9 protein-coding genes are annotated in these 15,037 nt (G+C 74.0%); all 9 read right to left on the bottom strand.

Translation table 11 applies throughout. The features are described 5' to 3' along the window. Positions 1-7,012: type I polyketide synthase (locus AOK15_RS42595; protein WP_055520132.1), on the bottom strand; the 7,012-nt coding region annotated here is incomplete at its 3' end. 261 nt (positions 7,013-7,273) lie between these two features. Continuing rightward, the gene (locus AOK15_RS23705) at positions 7,274-7,801 is read right to left on the bottom strand and encodes an NUDIX hydrolase family protein (protein WP_055520131.1); all 528 of its coding nucleotides are present in this window, start codon (positions 7,799-7,801) and stop codon (positions 7,274-7,276) included. Between the two features lie 87 nt (positions 7,802-7,888). Next, positions 7,889-8,692, bottom strand: coding sequence for a GntR family transcriptional regulator (locus AOK15_RS23700; protein ID WP_240508565.1), 804 nt, complete (start codon positions 8,690-8,692; stop codon positions 7,889-7,891). 42 nt (positions 8,693-8,734) lie between these two features. Beyond that, the gene (locus AOK15_RS23695) at positions 8,735-9,736 is read right to left on the bottom strand and encodes a proline racemase family protein (RefSeq protein WP_055520129.1); all 1,002 of its coding nucleotides are present in this window, start codon (positions 9,734-9,736) and stop codon (positions 8,735-8,737) included. Between the two features lie 42 nt (positions 9,737-9,778). Further along, positions 9,779-10,717: a dihydrodipicolinate synthase family protein gene (locus AOK15_RS23690; RefSeq protein WP_055520127.1), complete on the bottom strand. Its 939-nt coding sequence runs from the start codon at positions 10,715-10,717 to the stop codon at positions 9,779-9,781. Between the two features lie 79 nt (positions 10,718-10,796). Further along, positions 10,797-12,335, bottom strand: a complete 1,539-nt coding sequence (locus AOK15_RS23685) for an FAD/NAD(P)-dependent oxidoreductase (protein WP_055520125.1) — start codon at positions 12,333-12,335, stop codon at positions 10,797-10,799. Continuing rightward, entirely contained in the window at positions 12,325-12,624 is a 300-nt protein-coding gene (locus tag AOK15_RS23680; protein WP_055520123.1) for a (2Fe-2S)-binding protein, read from the bottom strand. Before AOK15_RS23680 ends, AOK15_RS23685 begins: the two co-directional genes overlap by 11 nt. Beyond that, positions 12,621-13,787 carry an NAD(P)/FAD-dependent oxidoreductase gene (locus AOK15_RS23675; protein WP_055520121.1) on the bottom strand — a complete coding sequence of 389 codons (1,167 nt, stop codon included), beginning with the start codon at positions 13,785-13,787 and terminating at the stop codon, positions 12,621-12,623. The genes AOK15_RS23680 and AOK15_RS23675 overlap by 4 nt, the downstream gene beginning before the upstream one ends. Positions 13,788-13,865: 78 nt before the next feature. Continuing rightward, the gene (locus AOK15_RS23670; RefSeq protein ID WP_055520119.1) at positions 13,866-14,855 is read right to left on the bottom strand and encodes a GNAT family N-acetyltransferase; all 990 of its coding nucleotides are present in this window, start codon (positions 14,853-14,855) and stop codon (positions 13,866-13,868) included. Positions 14,856-15,037 lie beyond the last annotated feature (182 nt).

Genomic DNA, 15,037 nt, shown 5'->3' with positions numbered 1-15,037 from the left:
GCCCCTGGGCGGCGCGACTGTGGGCGAGGGCGTCGAGGACGCTGTTCGCCGCCGCGTAGTTGCCCTGGCCGGGGCGGCCCAGCAGGCCGGACGCCGACGAGAACAGGATGAACGCCGACAGCTTCAGATCCCGGGTCAGTTCGTGCAGCCGCCAGGCCGCGTCCGCCTTGGGCCGCAGCACCGTCGCCATCCGTTCGGGCGTCAGCCCTGCCAGGACACCGTCGTCCAGGACCCCGGCCGCGTGCACCACGGCGCCCAGGGTGGGCTCACAGCCCCTGACCAGCTCGGCCTGTGCGACCGGGTCCGTCATGTCGCAGGCCGCGATCGCCACCTCGGCACCCAACTCCTCCAGCGAGGCCCGCAGTTCCGCGGCGCCGGGTGCGTCCGGGCCGCTTCGGGAGGTGAGCAGCAGATGCCGTACCCCGTAGGAGGCGACGAGATGGCGGGCGAGTTCGGAGCCCAGCGCGCCGGTGCCGCCGGTGATCAGCACGGTGCGGTCGAGGTCGAAGGGGCTCGGCCCGGACGGCTCACGGGGATCGGCGGCATCCGTCCGTACCGCCGACACCAGCCGTGGAACCCTCAGTCTCCCTTCACGGATGGACAGTTGGGGCTCGCCCGTGGCCACCGCGGCGGCCAGCAGCCGCTCGGACTCGGGGCGGCCGTCTATGTCGACCAGCACGACACGTCCGGGCAACTCCGCCTGAGCCGTGCGCACCAGGCCCCAAACGGCCGCACCCGCAAGGTCCGGTTCCGCCGCGGTGGCGTCCCGCGTCACCACCACCAGGCGCGAGCCGGATGCCTCCGGGTCGTCCTGCCAGTCCTGCAAGGCGCGCAGCACGCGGGCGGTCAGCAGACGCACGGCGGACGGCGGGGTCTCGGCGCCGGTCGTCGGGGCGACAGCGGTGACGACGGTGGTGTCCGCTGTCATGCCGGTGCCGCTGCCGGTGCCGGTGCCGGTGTCCGTGGCGGTCTCGGTGGCGTGCTCCACGGTCACCCAGTCGGGTCGCCACAGTGCCTGTCGCGCCACGTCCTGCGCCGCGTCGGAGGTACCGGCGGGAAGCTCGCGCGTGGTCAGGGAGTCCACGTGGGCCACCGGGCGGCCCGTCGCGTCGGCGAGCGTCAACGTGACCGCGCCCGTGGCCGTCCGACGCACTCGTACCCGTAGTTCCGTCGCGCCGGACGCGTGCAGACGCACGCCGGTCCAGGTGAACGGCACGTGGATGGCGGCCGCCGGCTCAGCACCCGCTTCTGCTTCCGCTTCGCTGCCGGCTGCCGCCCCTGTGGCAGTGGCCGTCGCGGTTTGGGTGAGCAGTGCGGCATGCGCCGCCGAGTCGAGCAGGGCGGGATGGAGTCCGAAGCGGCCCGCCTCGTCCAACTCACCCTCATTCAGCTGCACTTCGGCGTACAGCTCGTCACCGATACGCCAGGCCGTCCGTACTCCTCGGAAGGCGGGGCCGTAGGCGAGGCCGCCGTCAGCGAGGGTGTCGTAGGCGTCGATGAGGTCGATCTCGGCCGCGCCTCGGGGCGGCCACTCCATGAGGCCCGCCCCCGCCCCCGCCTCCGTCGGCGTGGACGCGGAGGCCGTGCGGGTCAACAGCCCGGTCGCGTGCCGGGTCCAGGTGGGGTCGGGGCCGTCGGTGTCGGCGGAGGCTTCGGGGCGGGCGTGGATGTCGACGGACCGCCGTCCGGAGTCGTCCGGGGCACCCACCACGACCTGGACGGTCACGCCGGTCCCCGGCGGCAGGGGCAGCGGCGTCAGGACCACCAACTCGTCGACGGCGTCGCAGCCGACCTCGTCCCCCGCCCGGACGGCCAGCTCGACGAACGCCGTCGCCGGCACGAGGACCGTCCCGCCGACCACATGGTCGCCGAGCCAGGGCTGAGCCGTCGCTGAGAGGCGCCCGGAGAGCACGGTCCGGCCGGTGTCCGGCACCGTGAACGCGGGCCCCAGCAGCGGGTGCCCGTCGCCCTCCGGCGTGCGGATCGGAAGCCGGGGCGCGTCCAACCAGTACCGCTGCCGTTGGAAGGCGTACGTCGGCAACTCCACGCGGCGCGCCCCGGCGCCCTCGAACACGGTGGGCCACTCGACGGGCGCCCCGCGTACGTGGAGCCGGGCCACGGCCGACAGCAGCGTCTCCGGTTCGGGCTCACAGGCGCGCGTGGCGGCGGTGAAGAGGGGAGTGGTGCCGTTCTCGGGGCCGGGCAGGCAGTCCTCGGCGGCCGTGGTGAGCGCCGGGTGGGGGCCGACTTCCAGGAAGGCCGACACCCCGTTGTCGCCCAGCCACCGCACGGTGTCGGCGAACCGGACGGGCAGCCGGGCGTGCCGTACCCAGTACTCGGGTGAGCACAGCTCCTCGGCCCCGGCGAGGCGGCCGGTGACCGCCGAGACCACGGGGATCCGGGGCGGCCGGAAGGTCACCTTCTCGGCGGCCCGGCGGAAGTCGTCCAGCATCGGCTCCACGAGCGGCGAGTGGAAGGCGTGCCCCACCCGCAGCCGTACGGTCCGGCGGCCCCTGGCCTCGAACCCGGCCGCCACGGCGAGCACCGCGTCCCGCACACCGGAGATCACCACCGAGCGCGGCCCGTTCACGGAGGCGATCGCCACCGGGCGCGATGCGTCAGCGGAGGCGATCGACGGCGGGGACGGTGCGTCACCGGAGCCGGTCGCCGTCGGGCGCGGGTCCTGCGTCGAGGCAGCGGTCACGCGGCCATCGGGGTCTGCGTCGCCGTGCGGGCCCTCGAAGTCGGCCAGCGCCGCGAGCACTTCGTCCTCCGTCGCGTGCAGCGCGACCATCGCACCGCCCGCCGGCAGCGCCTGCATCAGCCTGCCGCGCGCCGCGACGAGGGCCGCCGCGTCGTCGAGGTCCAGGACACCCGCGACATGGGCGGCGACCAGCTCACCGATGGAGTGCCCGGCCAGGTAGTCGGGGCGCACACCCCAGGACTCCAGCAGCCGGAACAGCGCGACCTCGAAGGCGAACAGCCCCGCCTGGGTGAAGTCCGTACGGTCGAGCAGAGCGGCCTCCGGGGTGCCCGCAGCGGCCGAGAGCACCACGTCGAGGGGGATGTCGAGGTGACCCTCCAACGCCCGGCACACCTCGTCGTGAGCCGAGGCGAAGACGGGGTACGTCGACCGCAACTCTGCTCCCATACGGGCACGTTGGGCACCCTGGCCGGTGAACAGGAAGGCCGTACGGAGCGCGGGATCGGCGACGGCCCGTTCCGTGCCGGTGACGGCGGTGACGGCGGTGCCACTACCGATACCGGCGCCACCGGCGGTACGTGCGGCCTCGGTGGTGCCCGCTCCAGCGGAGCCCGCGGTTCCAACGGCTTCCCCGGCCAGCATCCGCAACGCGGCCAGCATCCGCGCCCGTTCCCCCGGCGGGACCATCGCCCGGTGTGTCGACGCCGAGCGCGTCACGGCCAGGGAGACACCGACATCGGCCGGCGACAGTTCGGGCCGCGCGTCCAGATGGTCGGCGAGACGGCGCGCCTGGGCGCGCAGCGCGCCCTCGTCCGCCCCGGAGAGCAGCCAGGGAACACCCGGCGCGGCGACGCCGGGCGTGATCGGCGGCTGCGCAACCAGGTGGTCGTCCACATGAGACGGCGGCAGCTCGGCACCAGAGCGGGGAGCGTCGGACGGCACGGCGCCCGACCGGGCAGTACCGGACGGCTCCTCCGTGTCTGAGCGATGCGCGGTCGGCGGCTCCTCCAGGATCACGTGCGCGTTGGTCCCGCCGATCCCGAACGCGGACACCCCGGCCCGCCGAGGGCGGCCCGCCGCAGACGGCCACGGCCGGGCGGCGGTGAGCAGTTCCACCTTCCCGGAGGCCCAGTCGACATGCGGTGAGGGTGTCTCGGCGTGCAGGGTGCGGGGCATCTCCCCGTGCCGCATGGCCTGCACCATCTTGATGACCCCGGCGACCCCGGCGGCCGCCTGCGTGTGCCCGAGGTTCGACTTGACCGACCCCAGCCACAACGACTCCTCGCGGTCCTGCCCGTACGCGGCGAGCAGGGCACCCGCCTCGACGGGGTCGCCCAGCGTGGTGCCCGTGCCATGGGCCTCCACCACGTCGACATCGGCCGGACGGAGCCGTGCGTCGGCCAACGCCTGCTGGATCAGGCGCTGTTGGGCCTGGCCGTTGGGTGCGGTGAGACCGTTGGACGCGCCGTCGGAGTTGACGGCGGAGCCGCGCAGCACGGCCAGGACGGGGTGCCCGTGCCGTCGGGCGTCGGAGAGCCGCTCCAGCAGCACCAGCCCGACGCCCTCCGCCCAGGCGGTGCCGTCCGCCGCCGCCGAGAACGACTTGCAGCGGCCCTCGGGGGAGAGCCCCCGCTGTCGGCTGAACGCCGTGAACGGCTTCGGTGTCGCCATCACCGTGACCCCGCCGGCCAGCGCCAGGGAGCATTCGCCCGACCGCAGGGCCGCGGCCGCCCAGTGCAGGGCCACCAGGGAGGAGGAGCAGGCCGTGTCGATCGTGATCGACGGCCCGCGCAGGCCGTACACGTACGAGATCCGGCCGGCCGCCACACTGCCGGACGTGCCCAGCCCCAGATGGGCCTCCAACTCGTGGTGGACGAAGCGCGCCGAGTAGTCGGCGTGCATCATGCCGACGAACACCCCCGTGTCGCTCTCGCGCACGGAGGCCGGGGCGATCCCGGCCCGCTCCCACACCTCCCAGGAGGTCTCCAGCAGCAACCGCTGCTGCGGATCCGTCGCCAGGGCCTCCCGTGGCGCGATTCCGAAGAGACCCGCGTCGAACTCGGCGGCCCGGTGCAGGAATCCGCCCCGCCGGGTGTACGAGGTGCCGACGCGGTCGGGGTCCGGGTCGTAGAGGGCGGCCAAATCCCAGCCACGGTCGGTCGGGAAGTCGGAGGTGGCGTCCCGGCCCTCGGCGACGACCCGCCACAGGTCTTCCGGCGAGTACACGTCACCGGGGTAGCGGCAGCCCATGGCGACGACGACCACCGGGTCGTCCTCGTCCTCGACCGTGGCCCCGCCGGTCCCCGGCGAGGTGGCGGGCGTCACGCCGAAGAGGGCGCTGTGCAAGGACCGGGCCAGCTCGGCGGGGCTGGGACGGTCGAAGACCAGGGTCGCCGGGAGCCTCAGCCCGGTCGCCGCGCCCAGCCGCTCGATGAGCACGACGGCGCCCACGGACGTCAGCCCCAGATCGGTGAACGGCGCCTCGACGCTGAGGAGTTCGCCCGGCCCGACCCCGCACACCTCGGCCGTCTCGGCGAGCACCGCCTCCCTCAGCGCCCGCTCCCGCCCCTCCGGAGGCAGCGGCAGCAACCGCCGGCGCAGAGCCCCGTCGGCCGCCGGGATCGTCCGAGGTGAGGTCGCCGGGGGCGGAGCCGGCGAGGGGGAGACCGGAGAAGGCGCGTCGAGCCGCCCGGCCGGTGACTCGGCGGCGGCCCCGGCCGTGGCCTCCGCCGCCACCGGCGCCAGGGCGACGGCGTGCCGGGCGATCTTGCCGGAGGCCGTCCGTGGCACCGCAGCGATCTCGTGGAACTCCACGGGCAGCTTGTACTCGGCGAGCCGGGTGCGGCACGCCGCCAGCACCCGCCGAGGATCGAACCCGTCCGGTCCGGGGACCACGTACGCCACCGGCACCTCACCGAGCACGTCGTGCGGTCGGCCGACCACCACGGCGTCCGCCACACCGGGACCGAGCAGCAGGACCTGTTCGATCTCGGTGGGGTGGATGTTCTCGCCACCACGGATGATCAGTTCGCTGACCCGCCCGGTGAGGCGGAGGTGGCCGTGCTCGATCCGGCGGCCGAGGTCACCGGTGCGGTACCAGCCGTCCACCAGGGCCGACGCTGTGGCCTCGGCCCGCTGGTGGTAGCCCGTCATCAGACCGGGCCCGCGGACCCAGATCTCCCCCTCGCCGCCGTCCGTGACATCGTTGCCGCTGCCCGGCTCGACGAGGCGTACGTCCACTCCGGGGATCGGAGGCCCGCAGGAACCGTCGACCGTAGGCCCGTCCGGCCGGTTCACCGCGATCATCCCGCAGGTCTCGGTACTGCCGTACGCGTCGAGCAACCGCGCCCCCAACGCCTGCTCCACCTCGCGGCGCAACGCGGGGGAACTGGGCGCGCCCGCCACCAGACAGGTGCGGAGCCCCACCGGCAGCGCCGCGCCGTCCGCCGCCGCCAGCAGCCGGTGGTACACCGCGGGCACCCCGGCCAGCACGGTGTAGGGACCGCCGAGAGCCCCGTGCGGGTGGTGCAGTTCGCGCCACAGCCCGTCGGGAGGCAGCAGGTCGCCGGTGAGGCGGGCGCTCGCGCCGACGGCGGTGACGCCGAGGATCGCCAGGGAGTGGCCGAAACTGTGGAACAGCGGCAGGGGCCACAGCAGCCGGTCCTCCGGCGAGAGACCGAAGATCGGCGCGTAACAGGCGGCCACCGACCACAGGGCGGCCCGCTGGGTCGACACCACGCCCTTGGGGCGGTGGGTCGTACCGGAGGTGTAGAGCATCCAGGCCGGCTCGTCGAGACCGAGATCGTCGCGGGGCGGGTCCTGGCCGGGCTCGTCCGCGCCGGCGACGGCGTCGAGGAGGACCGTGCCCTCCGGGGCGTCCGCCGGGACGGGGCCCGGCCCCGTCAGCAGCACGCGCGGGCCGGGCCCGTCGGCGGCCGGGCCCGTCCGGTGCAGGCGTGCGAGCCGCGCCGGGTCGGTGACGACGACCGAGGCGCCGCTGTCCCGCAGGAAATGGGCGAGTTCGGCGTCGGAGGAGCGGGGGTTGAGGGGGACACCGACGGCACCGGCCCGGACGGCGGCGAGTACGGCCTCGACCATCTCGACACGGTTGCCCAGGCAGATCGCGACCCGCTCGCCGCGCCCCAGGCCGGTCCGCGCGAGATGCGCGGCCAGCCTCCCGGTGCGCCGCTCCAGCTCCGCGTAGGTGACGGCGCGTGCGTCGTCGGCGAAGGCCACGCGGGTCGGCGTCCGCTCGGCATGTGCCTTCAGCAGCTCCGGCAGCGGCCGTATCAGTCCGTCGTGATGCATGTGGCGCCTCCCCGGTCCCGTGGGACCCACCGTCAAGCTCCTTGCGGAGCAACGGCGTTGACCCTAAGGGGAGGAGGCCGAATGTCCGAACATCCGGACTGTCGGCGTTTCGGACGGCCGATGGTGTTCCGAACGGCGCGTCGCGGTTGGCGACGGCCTTCCGGACGGTCGCGAGGTGTCGGGGCTGCCGACGGTGTTTCGGGCGCCCGGCGGCACGGGGACGTGCCGCCGGGGTTCATCGCCTCAGGTGTCGGACCCGGCCTAGGACACGCAGCCGATGTGGGCGAGGGCCTGCTTCAGCAGGACTCCCTGGCCGCCCGGCATCTCGCTCTGGACCGACGGCGACGCGGCCTCCTGCGGGCTGAACCACACCAGGTCGAGCGCGTCCTGCCGAGGACGGCAGTCGCCGGACACCGGGACGATGTACGCCAGCGCCACCGCGTGCTGCCGGGGGTCGTGGAACGGCGTGATGCCCTGCGTCGGGAAGTACTCGGCGACCGTGAAGGGCTGCAACGAGGCCGGGACCCGGGGCAGTGCCACCGGGCCGAGATCCTTCTCCAGATGGCGCAGGAGCGCGTCGCGCACCCGCTCGTGGTGCATCACGCGGCCGGACACCAGCGTGCGGCTGACTGTTCCGTCCGGGCCGATGCGCAGCAGCAGGCCGATGCTGGTGACTTCGCCGCTGTCGTCGACGCGCACGGGCACGGCCTCGACGTACAGGATCGGCATACGGGCGCGCGCCGATTCGAGTTCGTCGGACGTCAGCCAGCCAGGCGTGGTTTCGGTCATGTCAGACATTGGCCGATCATACTTTCCACGTCACGTGGTGTGGGCGTAGCACCGATCACATGCGGCGCGCCCGTGTCGGGGTGCCGCTCAGCCGTGGGCGGCCCACTGGCCCCGGACGTGCCCGAGGTGGCGGGTCATCACCGCCCGGACGGCGTTCTCGTCGCGGTCGAGGAGTGCGTCGAGGAGTTCCAGGTGCTCCTGCGCGGACGCCAGGAGACGGCCCGCCTCGACGAGCGCGGTCAGCCCGTACAGCCGTGAGCGTTTGCGCAGGTCGCCCACCACCTCGACCAGATGCCCGTTGCCCGCGAGGGCCAGCAGACCGAGGTGGAAGCGGGTGTCGGCCTCCACGTACGCGATGAGGTCCCCGGCGGCCGCGGCGGCCACGATCTCCCGTGCGGCGGGCCGTAGCGCCTCCAGGGAGACGGGGTCGGCGGTCCGGGCCAGGGCGACGGTGGTCGGGATCTCGATCAGCGAGCGGATCTGGGTGTACTCGTCGAGCTGCTTCTCGGTCACGGCGGTGACCCGGAAGCCCTTGTTGGGCACGGTGTCGACCAGGCCCTCCTTGGCCAGGTCCAGCATGGCCTCGCGGACCGGGGTGGCCGAGACACCGAAGCGGGCGGCGAGCGCGGGCGCGGAGTACACCTGGCCCGGCCGCAGCTCACCGGCGATCAGCGCGGCCCGCAGCGCGTCGGCGACCCGTTCCCGGTAGCTGCTCTTCTTGCCGCCGAGCACCGGCAGGGCGGGCGCCGGGGCAGCGGCGCCCTGAGCGGCGGAGGCGGTCGGCGAAACGGAAGCAGCCGACGAGAGGGCAGCTGCGGACGGCGCGGAAGCGCCCGATGCCGGCGAGGCGCCCGGTGCCGTGGAGGTGGCGTCGGTGCGCTGTGGGGCCATGGGGGGCATGCGGTCTCTCCTGGAGTCCTGGAGCCCGGAATCCTAGAGGACGAATCCGGAGGGGAACGGGTCGGTCGGGTCGAGCAGATACTGGGCCGTGCCGGTGATCCAGGCGCGGCCCGTGAAACTGGGCAGCACGGCCGGGACTCCGGCCACCTCGGTCTCGCCGAGGAGCCGTCCGGTGAACCGGGTGCCGATGAAGGACTCGTTCACGAACTCGGTGTGCAGCGGGAGTTCGCCCCGCGCGTGCAGTTGCGCCATGCGCGCACTGGTGCCGGTACCGCAGGGCGAGCGGTCGAACCAGCCCGGGTGGATGGCCATCGCGTGCCGTGAGTGCCGGGCGGTGGCGCCGGGCGCGTACAGATGGACGTGGTGGACGCCGTGGATGGACGGGTCCTCGGGGTGGACCGGTTCCCCCTCGGCGTTGATGGCGTCCATCAGGTCCAGGCCCGCGCGGAGGATGTCGTCCTTGCGGGAGCGGTCGAAGGGCAGCCCGACCTCCTCCAGCGGCAGGATGGCGTAGAAGTTCCCGCCGTACGCCAGGTCGTAGGTGACCGTCCGCCCGTCGGCCAGGGTGATCCGGCGGTCCAGGCCGACGGAGAACGACGGCACGTTCCGCAGGGTGACCGCCTTGGCCGCGCCGTCCTCCACCGCCACCTCGGCGACGACGAGCCCGGCCGGGGTGTCGAGACGGATGGTGGTGACCGGTTCGACGACCTCGACCATCCCGGTCTCGACCAGGACCGTCGCCACGCCGATCGTGCCGTGGCCGCACATGGGCAGATAGCCGGACACCTCGATGTAGACCACACCCCAGTCGCAGTCGGGGCGGGTCGGCGGCTGGAGGATCGCACCGCTCATCGCCGTGTGACCGCGCGGCTCGTTCATCAGCAACTGCTTGACGTCGTCCCGGTGTTCACGGAACCACAGCCGCCGTTCGTTCATGGTCGCGCCGGGGATGGTGCCGATCCCGCCGGTGATCACCCGGGTCGGCATGCCCTCGGTGTGCGAGTCGACGGCGTGCAGGACGAGCTTGCTGCGCATGACCGTTCTCCTTCTTCCGCTCTCCTCCCGTTTCCGCGCGCGTTACGCGAGCCCCGCGGCGACGGCCTTCTCGGTGGCGGACCGGATCACGGCCTCCTGCTCCGGCAGCAGTTCCACGCGCGGCGGGCGGCAGCGCCCGCCGTGCCGGCCCACGATGTCCATGGACAGCTTGATGGCCTGCACGAACTCGACCTTGGAGTCCCAGCGCAGCAGCGGGTGCAGTTGCTCGTACAGCCCCTTCGCCGTCGCGAGGTCCCCGTCCACCGCCGCGTGGTACAGCTCCACGGTGGCCGCGGGCAGCGCGTTCGGGTATCCGGCGACCCAGCCCTTGGCGCCCGCCAGCGCGAGCTCCAGGAGTACGTCGTCGGCGCCGATCAACAGGTCCAGTTCAGGGGCGAGTTCGGCCAGCTGGTAGGCCCGGCGCACATCCCCGGAGAACTCCTTCACGGCCCGGATGTACCCCTCGCCGTGCAGCTTCGCCAGCAGCTCGGGGACCAGGTCGACCTTGGTGTCGATGGGGTTGTTGTACGCCACGACGGGCAGGCCCGCCTTCGCGACCTCCTCGTAGTGCGCCAGCACCGAACGCTCGTCGGCGCGGTAGGCGTTCGGCGGGAGCAGCATCACGGACGCGCAGCCCGCGTCCCGCGCCTGTTCGGCCCAGCGGCGGGACTCGGCGGAGCCGTACGCGGCGACGCCCGGCATCACCCGCGAGCCGCCGATCGCCGAGACGGCCGTCTCCACGACCCGCGCCCGCTCCTCGGGCGTCAGCACCTGGTACTCGCCGAGGGAACCGTTCGGCACGACACCGTCACAGCCGTTCTCGACCAGCCAGGCGCAGTGCTCGGCGTACTTGTCGTAGTCCACGGACAGGTCGTCGCGGAGGGGGAGCGCGGTGGCGACGAGGACACCGCGCCAGGGGCGGCTGCCGGTGCGGTTGGCGGTGCGGTTGCCGGTGCCGGTCGAGTGCGCGGAAGTGGTCATCTGCGGGTCCCTCCATAGGGTGTGACATGGTACTGACGACGTTTCGGACGAGTCGGACGGGCGACTTCTCGACGACGGCTCACTCCACCGGCGGCCCTCCAGGCTCCTCGGACACCACGGGTGCCCCACCCGGCTCCCCGGTCTCCCCGGCCCGCGCCAGCACACCGAGCGGTACGGGGCGTGCGAACGGCCGTCGGGCCACCGTCTCCGCGCACCCGGCGAGCCCCGCGACCGCCGGCCCGCACATCCGGCCCTGGCACCAGCCCATCCCGGCCCGGGTCAGCAGCTTCACCGTACGGACGTCCCCGGCCCCCAGTTCCCCGACGGCCTCGCGGACCGCCCCGGCGGTGACCTCCTCGCACCGGCACACCACCGTGCCGTCGGTGACCTGCTCCGCCCAGTGCGCCGGCGGCACGTACACGGTGTCGAGCGCGGCGAAGAACTCCCGCAGCCGCGTACGGGACGCGGCCGCGGCCGCCCACTCCCGCGGATCCGGTTCCCTGCCCCGGAGCCGGGCCGCCGCCGACCGCCCGGCGACATGGCCCTCGGCCAGGGACAGGGCCGCGCCGCCGATCCCCGTGGCCTCGCCCGCCGCCCAGACGCCCGGCACATCCGTGCGCTGCTCGTCGTCGACGGCCACGCTCATGCCGTCGGCGTCGACACGGCAGCCCAGGGACTCGGCGAGGTCGGTGTGCGGCACCATGCCGTGCCCGACGGCCAGCGTGTCGCAGGCGAAGCGCCGCTCACTGCCGGGCCGGACCCGCCCCTCGGCGTCCAGCGCGGCGACGGTCACCGCCTCCAGCCGGTCGGTGCCGTGCGCCTCGACCACGGTGTGGCGTACGAGGGTCCGCACCCGGCGGCGCAGCAACGTCACCGCGTACCCGGCGCCTTCGGCCAGCTTGTCCGCCCGGCCCACGAGCGGCCCGGCGTGCCGGACGAGCGCCTTGGGGTCGGCGGACTCGACGAGCGCGGCCACTCGGACGCCGGCCGCCGCGAGCCCGGTCGCCACCGGCAGCAGCAACGGGCCGGTCCCGGCGACCACCGCGGTACGGCCCGACACCACGAGCCCGCCCTTCAACATGGCTTGCGCGCCCCCGGCGGTGACCACGCCCGGCAGGGTCCAGCCGGGGAACGGCAGCACCTTCTCGTAGCCGCCGGTCGCGAGCACGACGGCGTCGGCCCGCACCTCGACGGCCTCCTCCTGTGCGGGGCCGAGCAGCGCGTGCACGGTGAAGCCGCCGGGGGTGTCGGAGGGCCGTCGCTCCCGCGGCGGGCAGGGCCGTTGCTCCCGTGGCGCGTCGGGCCGCCGCTCCACGCACCACACGTGGTGCTCGGGGAGAAGGGTGATGTTCCCGGCGGGGAGGTGCCGTTCGACACCGTCACGCAGTCGCCGCCAGGTCCGCCACTGGTGGTGGAGCGCCTGCGGGCGCCGTGCCCCGAGGGCCGCGGCGGGTTGCCGGTAGAACTGGCCGCCGGGGGCCTCCGCGGAGTCGACCACCGTCACGCGGACGCCCCGCTCGGCCGCCGCGAGCGCCGCGGCGAGGCCGGCCGGCCCCGCTCCGACGACCGCGAGGTGCGGCGACGGTCCACCGCGCGGCCCGGCCGGTTCAGTGCCCATGCCCCGTCCCCTCCTGCGTGCGGATCACGTCGCCCGGCCGGACCGGCACCAGACAAGCCCGTTGGTTGGGGCTGTCGTTGACGGTCACCAGGCAGTCGAAGCAGACGCCGATCCCGCAGAACACTCTGCGCGGGCGGCCCTCCCCGCGGGTGGCGCGCCAAGAGTTCACCCCGGCCGCCCAGAGCGCCGCCGCGACCGTCTGGCCGGGCAGGGCCTCCAGTTCACGGCCGTCGAGGGTGACACCGAAGGCGGGCCCCGGTTCGGCGTCCGCCAACTCCAACGGATTCATCCCGCAGCCTCCTCGTGGACGGCGAACCGGTCCGGTCGGAACGGCGTCAGATCCAGCTCCGGTGCCCTCCCGCCGAGCACCTGGGCGATCAACTGCCCCGTCCCGGTGGCGAGTCCGATGCCCGCCCCCTCGTGCCCGCACGCGTGGAACAGCCCCGGCACCCGCGGGTCCGGCCCGATCGCGGGCAGATGGTCGGGCAGGTACGGCCGGAACCCGACGTACGTCCGCATCGCGCGCACCCCCTCCAGGAACGGGAACAACCGGGTCGCGCCCGCCGCCAGCGCCCGCACCACGGGCAGCGAGAACGACCGGTCGAATCCGACCCGTTCCCGGCTCGCCCCGATGAGCACCGGCCCGGCGGCCGTGCCCTCGACGACCGGGGAGGTCTGCAGCGCCGCCGAGTCGCTGGCGACGTCGGCCACGTAGTCGGCGGCGTACACCTTGTGCCGCACCAGGGGCGGGAGCGGTTCGGTGACGAGGACGAATCCGCGCCGGGGCAGTACGGGGAGGTGGACCCCGGCGAGCGCGGCCACCTCGCCGCCCCAGGTGCCGGCGGCGTTCACCACGGCCGGGGCGTCAATCTCGCCCCGGTCGGTCCGTACGCCGCGCACGGCGCCGTCGGGCGAGCGCGACACCCCGGTCACCGTACGGCCGGTGAGCAGGCGGGCCGCCGAGGCCCGTAGGAGATGGGCCGCGGCCAGGGTCGGCATGACCTGGGCGTCCTGCGGGTAGTACACGCCGCCGGCGAGACCGGGCGCCAACTTCGGTTCCAGATAGTGGAGTTGTCCGGCGGTGACGGTCTCCGCCACGACCCCGGCGGTGCGCTGCCCGGCCGCGAACTTCTCCAAAGCGGCGAGCCCTTCCGGTGCCGAGGCGACGACGAGCCCGCCCTTCGGGTCGTACTCGAACGCCGTCCCGAGGCCGGGCTCGGAGGCCAGTTCGGTCCACAAGCGGTTCGACAGCAGGGCGAGTTCGAGTTCGGGACCGGGTTCCTTGTCGGAGACGAGGAGGTTGCCCTCGCCCGCCCCGGTCGTGCCACCGGCCACCGGGCCGCGGTCCACCACGGTCACGTCCAGCCCTGCCCGGGCCGCGTAGAGGGCGCAGGCCGCGCCCACCATCCCCGCTCCCACCACCACGACGTCGCAGGTCAGTCGCTCGGTCACGCCAGTACTATGTCACATGGCGCTCTGGCCCGGAATACCGTGAAGCCGAGCAGGGCGGGGCGGGACCCGGCGGCGGGTTCAGCGCCAGTCGTCGATGACGTAGGCGTCCGGGTGGCTGTAGCCGGATTCGTTGGGCCTGTGCATCGTCACGCCCTGCAGCCAGGTGCGGAAACCGCGGTCGGCCATGCGCCGGTAGGCGTCCTCGCGGGCCAGGTTCATTCCGGCGTCCAGCTGCCCCAGGCCCTTCTCGGCGGCCAACTGCTCGCACGCGTCCAGCAGCCGTCCGAACCGGTCCGCGGCGCCCTGGCCGGGGCGTACGGCGCCGAACTTGACGAAGCACACGTCCTCACCGGCCTCCGACCCGGCTCCGCAGTGACAGACGGCCAGACCGTCGAGGCCGGAACGGCCGGAGCCGGAACCGGCGCCCTCAAGAAGGACGGTGTCACCGAGACCCTGCGCCTGCGTGGCGACGATCTCGCGCTCCAGGCTGAGGCCCTCGAACACGGACTCCGTCAGCGCGCCACAGAGACCCAGCGCGTCGGCCCGCTCGGCGCCGGTCAGCTCGCCGTACAGCAGGCGGCCGGGAACCGGGGCGCGGGCGCTGACCTGCTTCTTCATGATGGCGGTCAGGAATCGGGGCCAGAAACCGTACCGGCGGTAGAGCTCCAGGTGCTTGGGACTGTGCGAGAACGTGAACAGGCCGAGATGGCGGTTCCCCCAGGTGTCGAAGCAGGCCATGACGGGTTCCATCAGGCGCCTGCCGATGCCCTGGTCCCACAGATCCGGACGGACGGTCAGCGGGCCGAAGTACCCGACGCTGCCCCAGTCCGCGGCGAAGTTCGTCCCCACGACCTCGCCCTCGACGGTCGCCGCGAAGGCCGAGCGCGGATCCGCCGCCCAGCGGGTGCGGACGTAGTCGGCGGTCCCGAAGAACGTCTCCGGCTCGGGGAACCCGAGGAAGGTCCCGAAGGCGACCCTGAAGATCTGGTCGGCCCGATCCAGGTCCGGCTCCACCAGCGGGCGGACCGCCACCGAGGCGACCCCGCCGGTTCGCTGCGCTGCGGACATGCTCGCTCTCCCTTCCGCCCCCGCATCCATCGCACCACGGACCCGCGCACCGGGCGATACGACAGCCCGGCCCGCACGGCAGGCACGGATTCCCCACGCTCCCGACGACCGGCCGGCCGGGGGAGGGGGGCGAGAGCACCTCCGCCTCGATCCGCGGCCCTCGCCTCGATCCCCGGCCGTCC

The sequence above is a fragment of the Streptomyces ossamyceticus genome (assembly GCF_001418475.1).
Taxonomy (GTDB): domain Bacteria; phylum Actinomycetota; class Actinomycetes; order Streptomycetales; family Streptomycetaceae; genus Streptomyces; species Streptomyces ossamyceticus.
Note: the sequence above shows the minus strand (reverse complement) of the source record. Positions and strands in the feature narration are given on the sequence as shown.

Coding starts and splice junctions, on each gene's coding strand:
- AOK15_RS23685 (WP_055520125.1), bottom strand. CDS start 12,335: ATGGGCACTGAACCGGCCGGGCCGCGCGGTGGACCGTCGCCGCACCTC.
- AOK15_RS23700 (WP_240508565.1), bottom strand. CDS start 8,692: ATGGCCCCACAGCGCACCGACGCCACCTCCACGGCACCGGGCGCCTCG.
- AOK15_RS23680 (WP_055520123.1), bottom strand. CDS start 12,624: ATGAATCCGTTGGAGTTGGCGGACGCCGAACCGGGGCCCGCCTTCGGT.
- AOK15_RS23695 (WP_055520129.1), bottom strand. CDS start 9,736: ATGCGCAGCAAGCTCGTCCTGCACGCCGTCGACTCGCACACCGAGGGC.
- AOK15_RS23705 (WP_055520131.1), bottom strand. CDS start 7,801: ATGACCGAAACCACGCCTGGCTGGCTGACGTCCGACGAACTCGAATCG.
- AOK15_RS23670 (WP_055520119.1), bottom strand. CDS start 14,855: ATGTCCGCAGCGCAGCGAACCGGCGGGGTCGCCTCGGTGGCGGTCCGC.
- AOK15_RS23690 (WP_055520127.1), bottom strand. CDS start 10,717: ATGACCACTTCCGCGCACTCGACCGGCACCGGCAACCGCACCGCCAAC.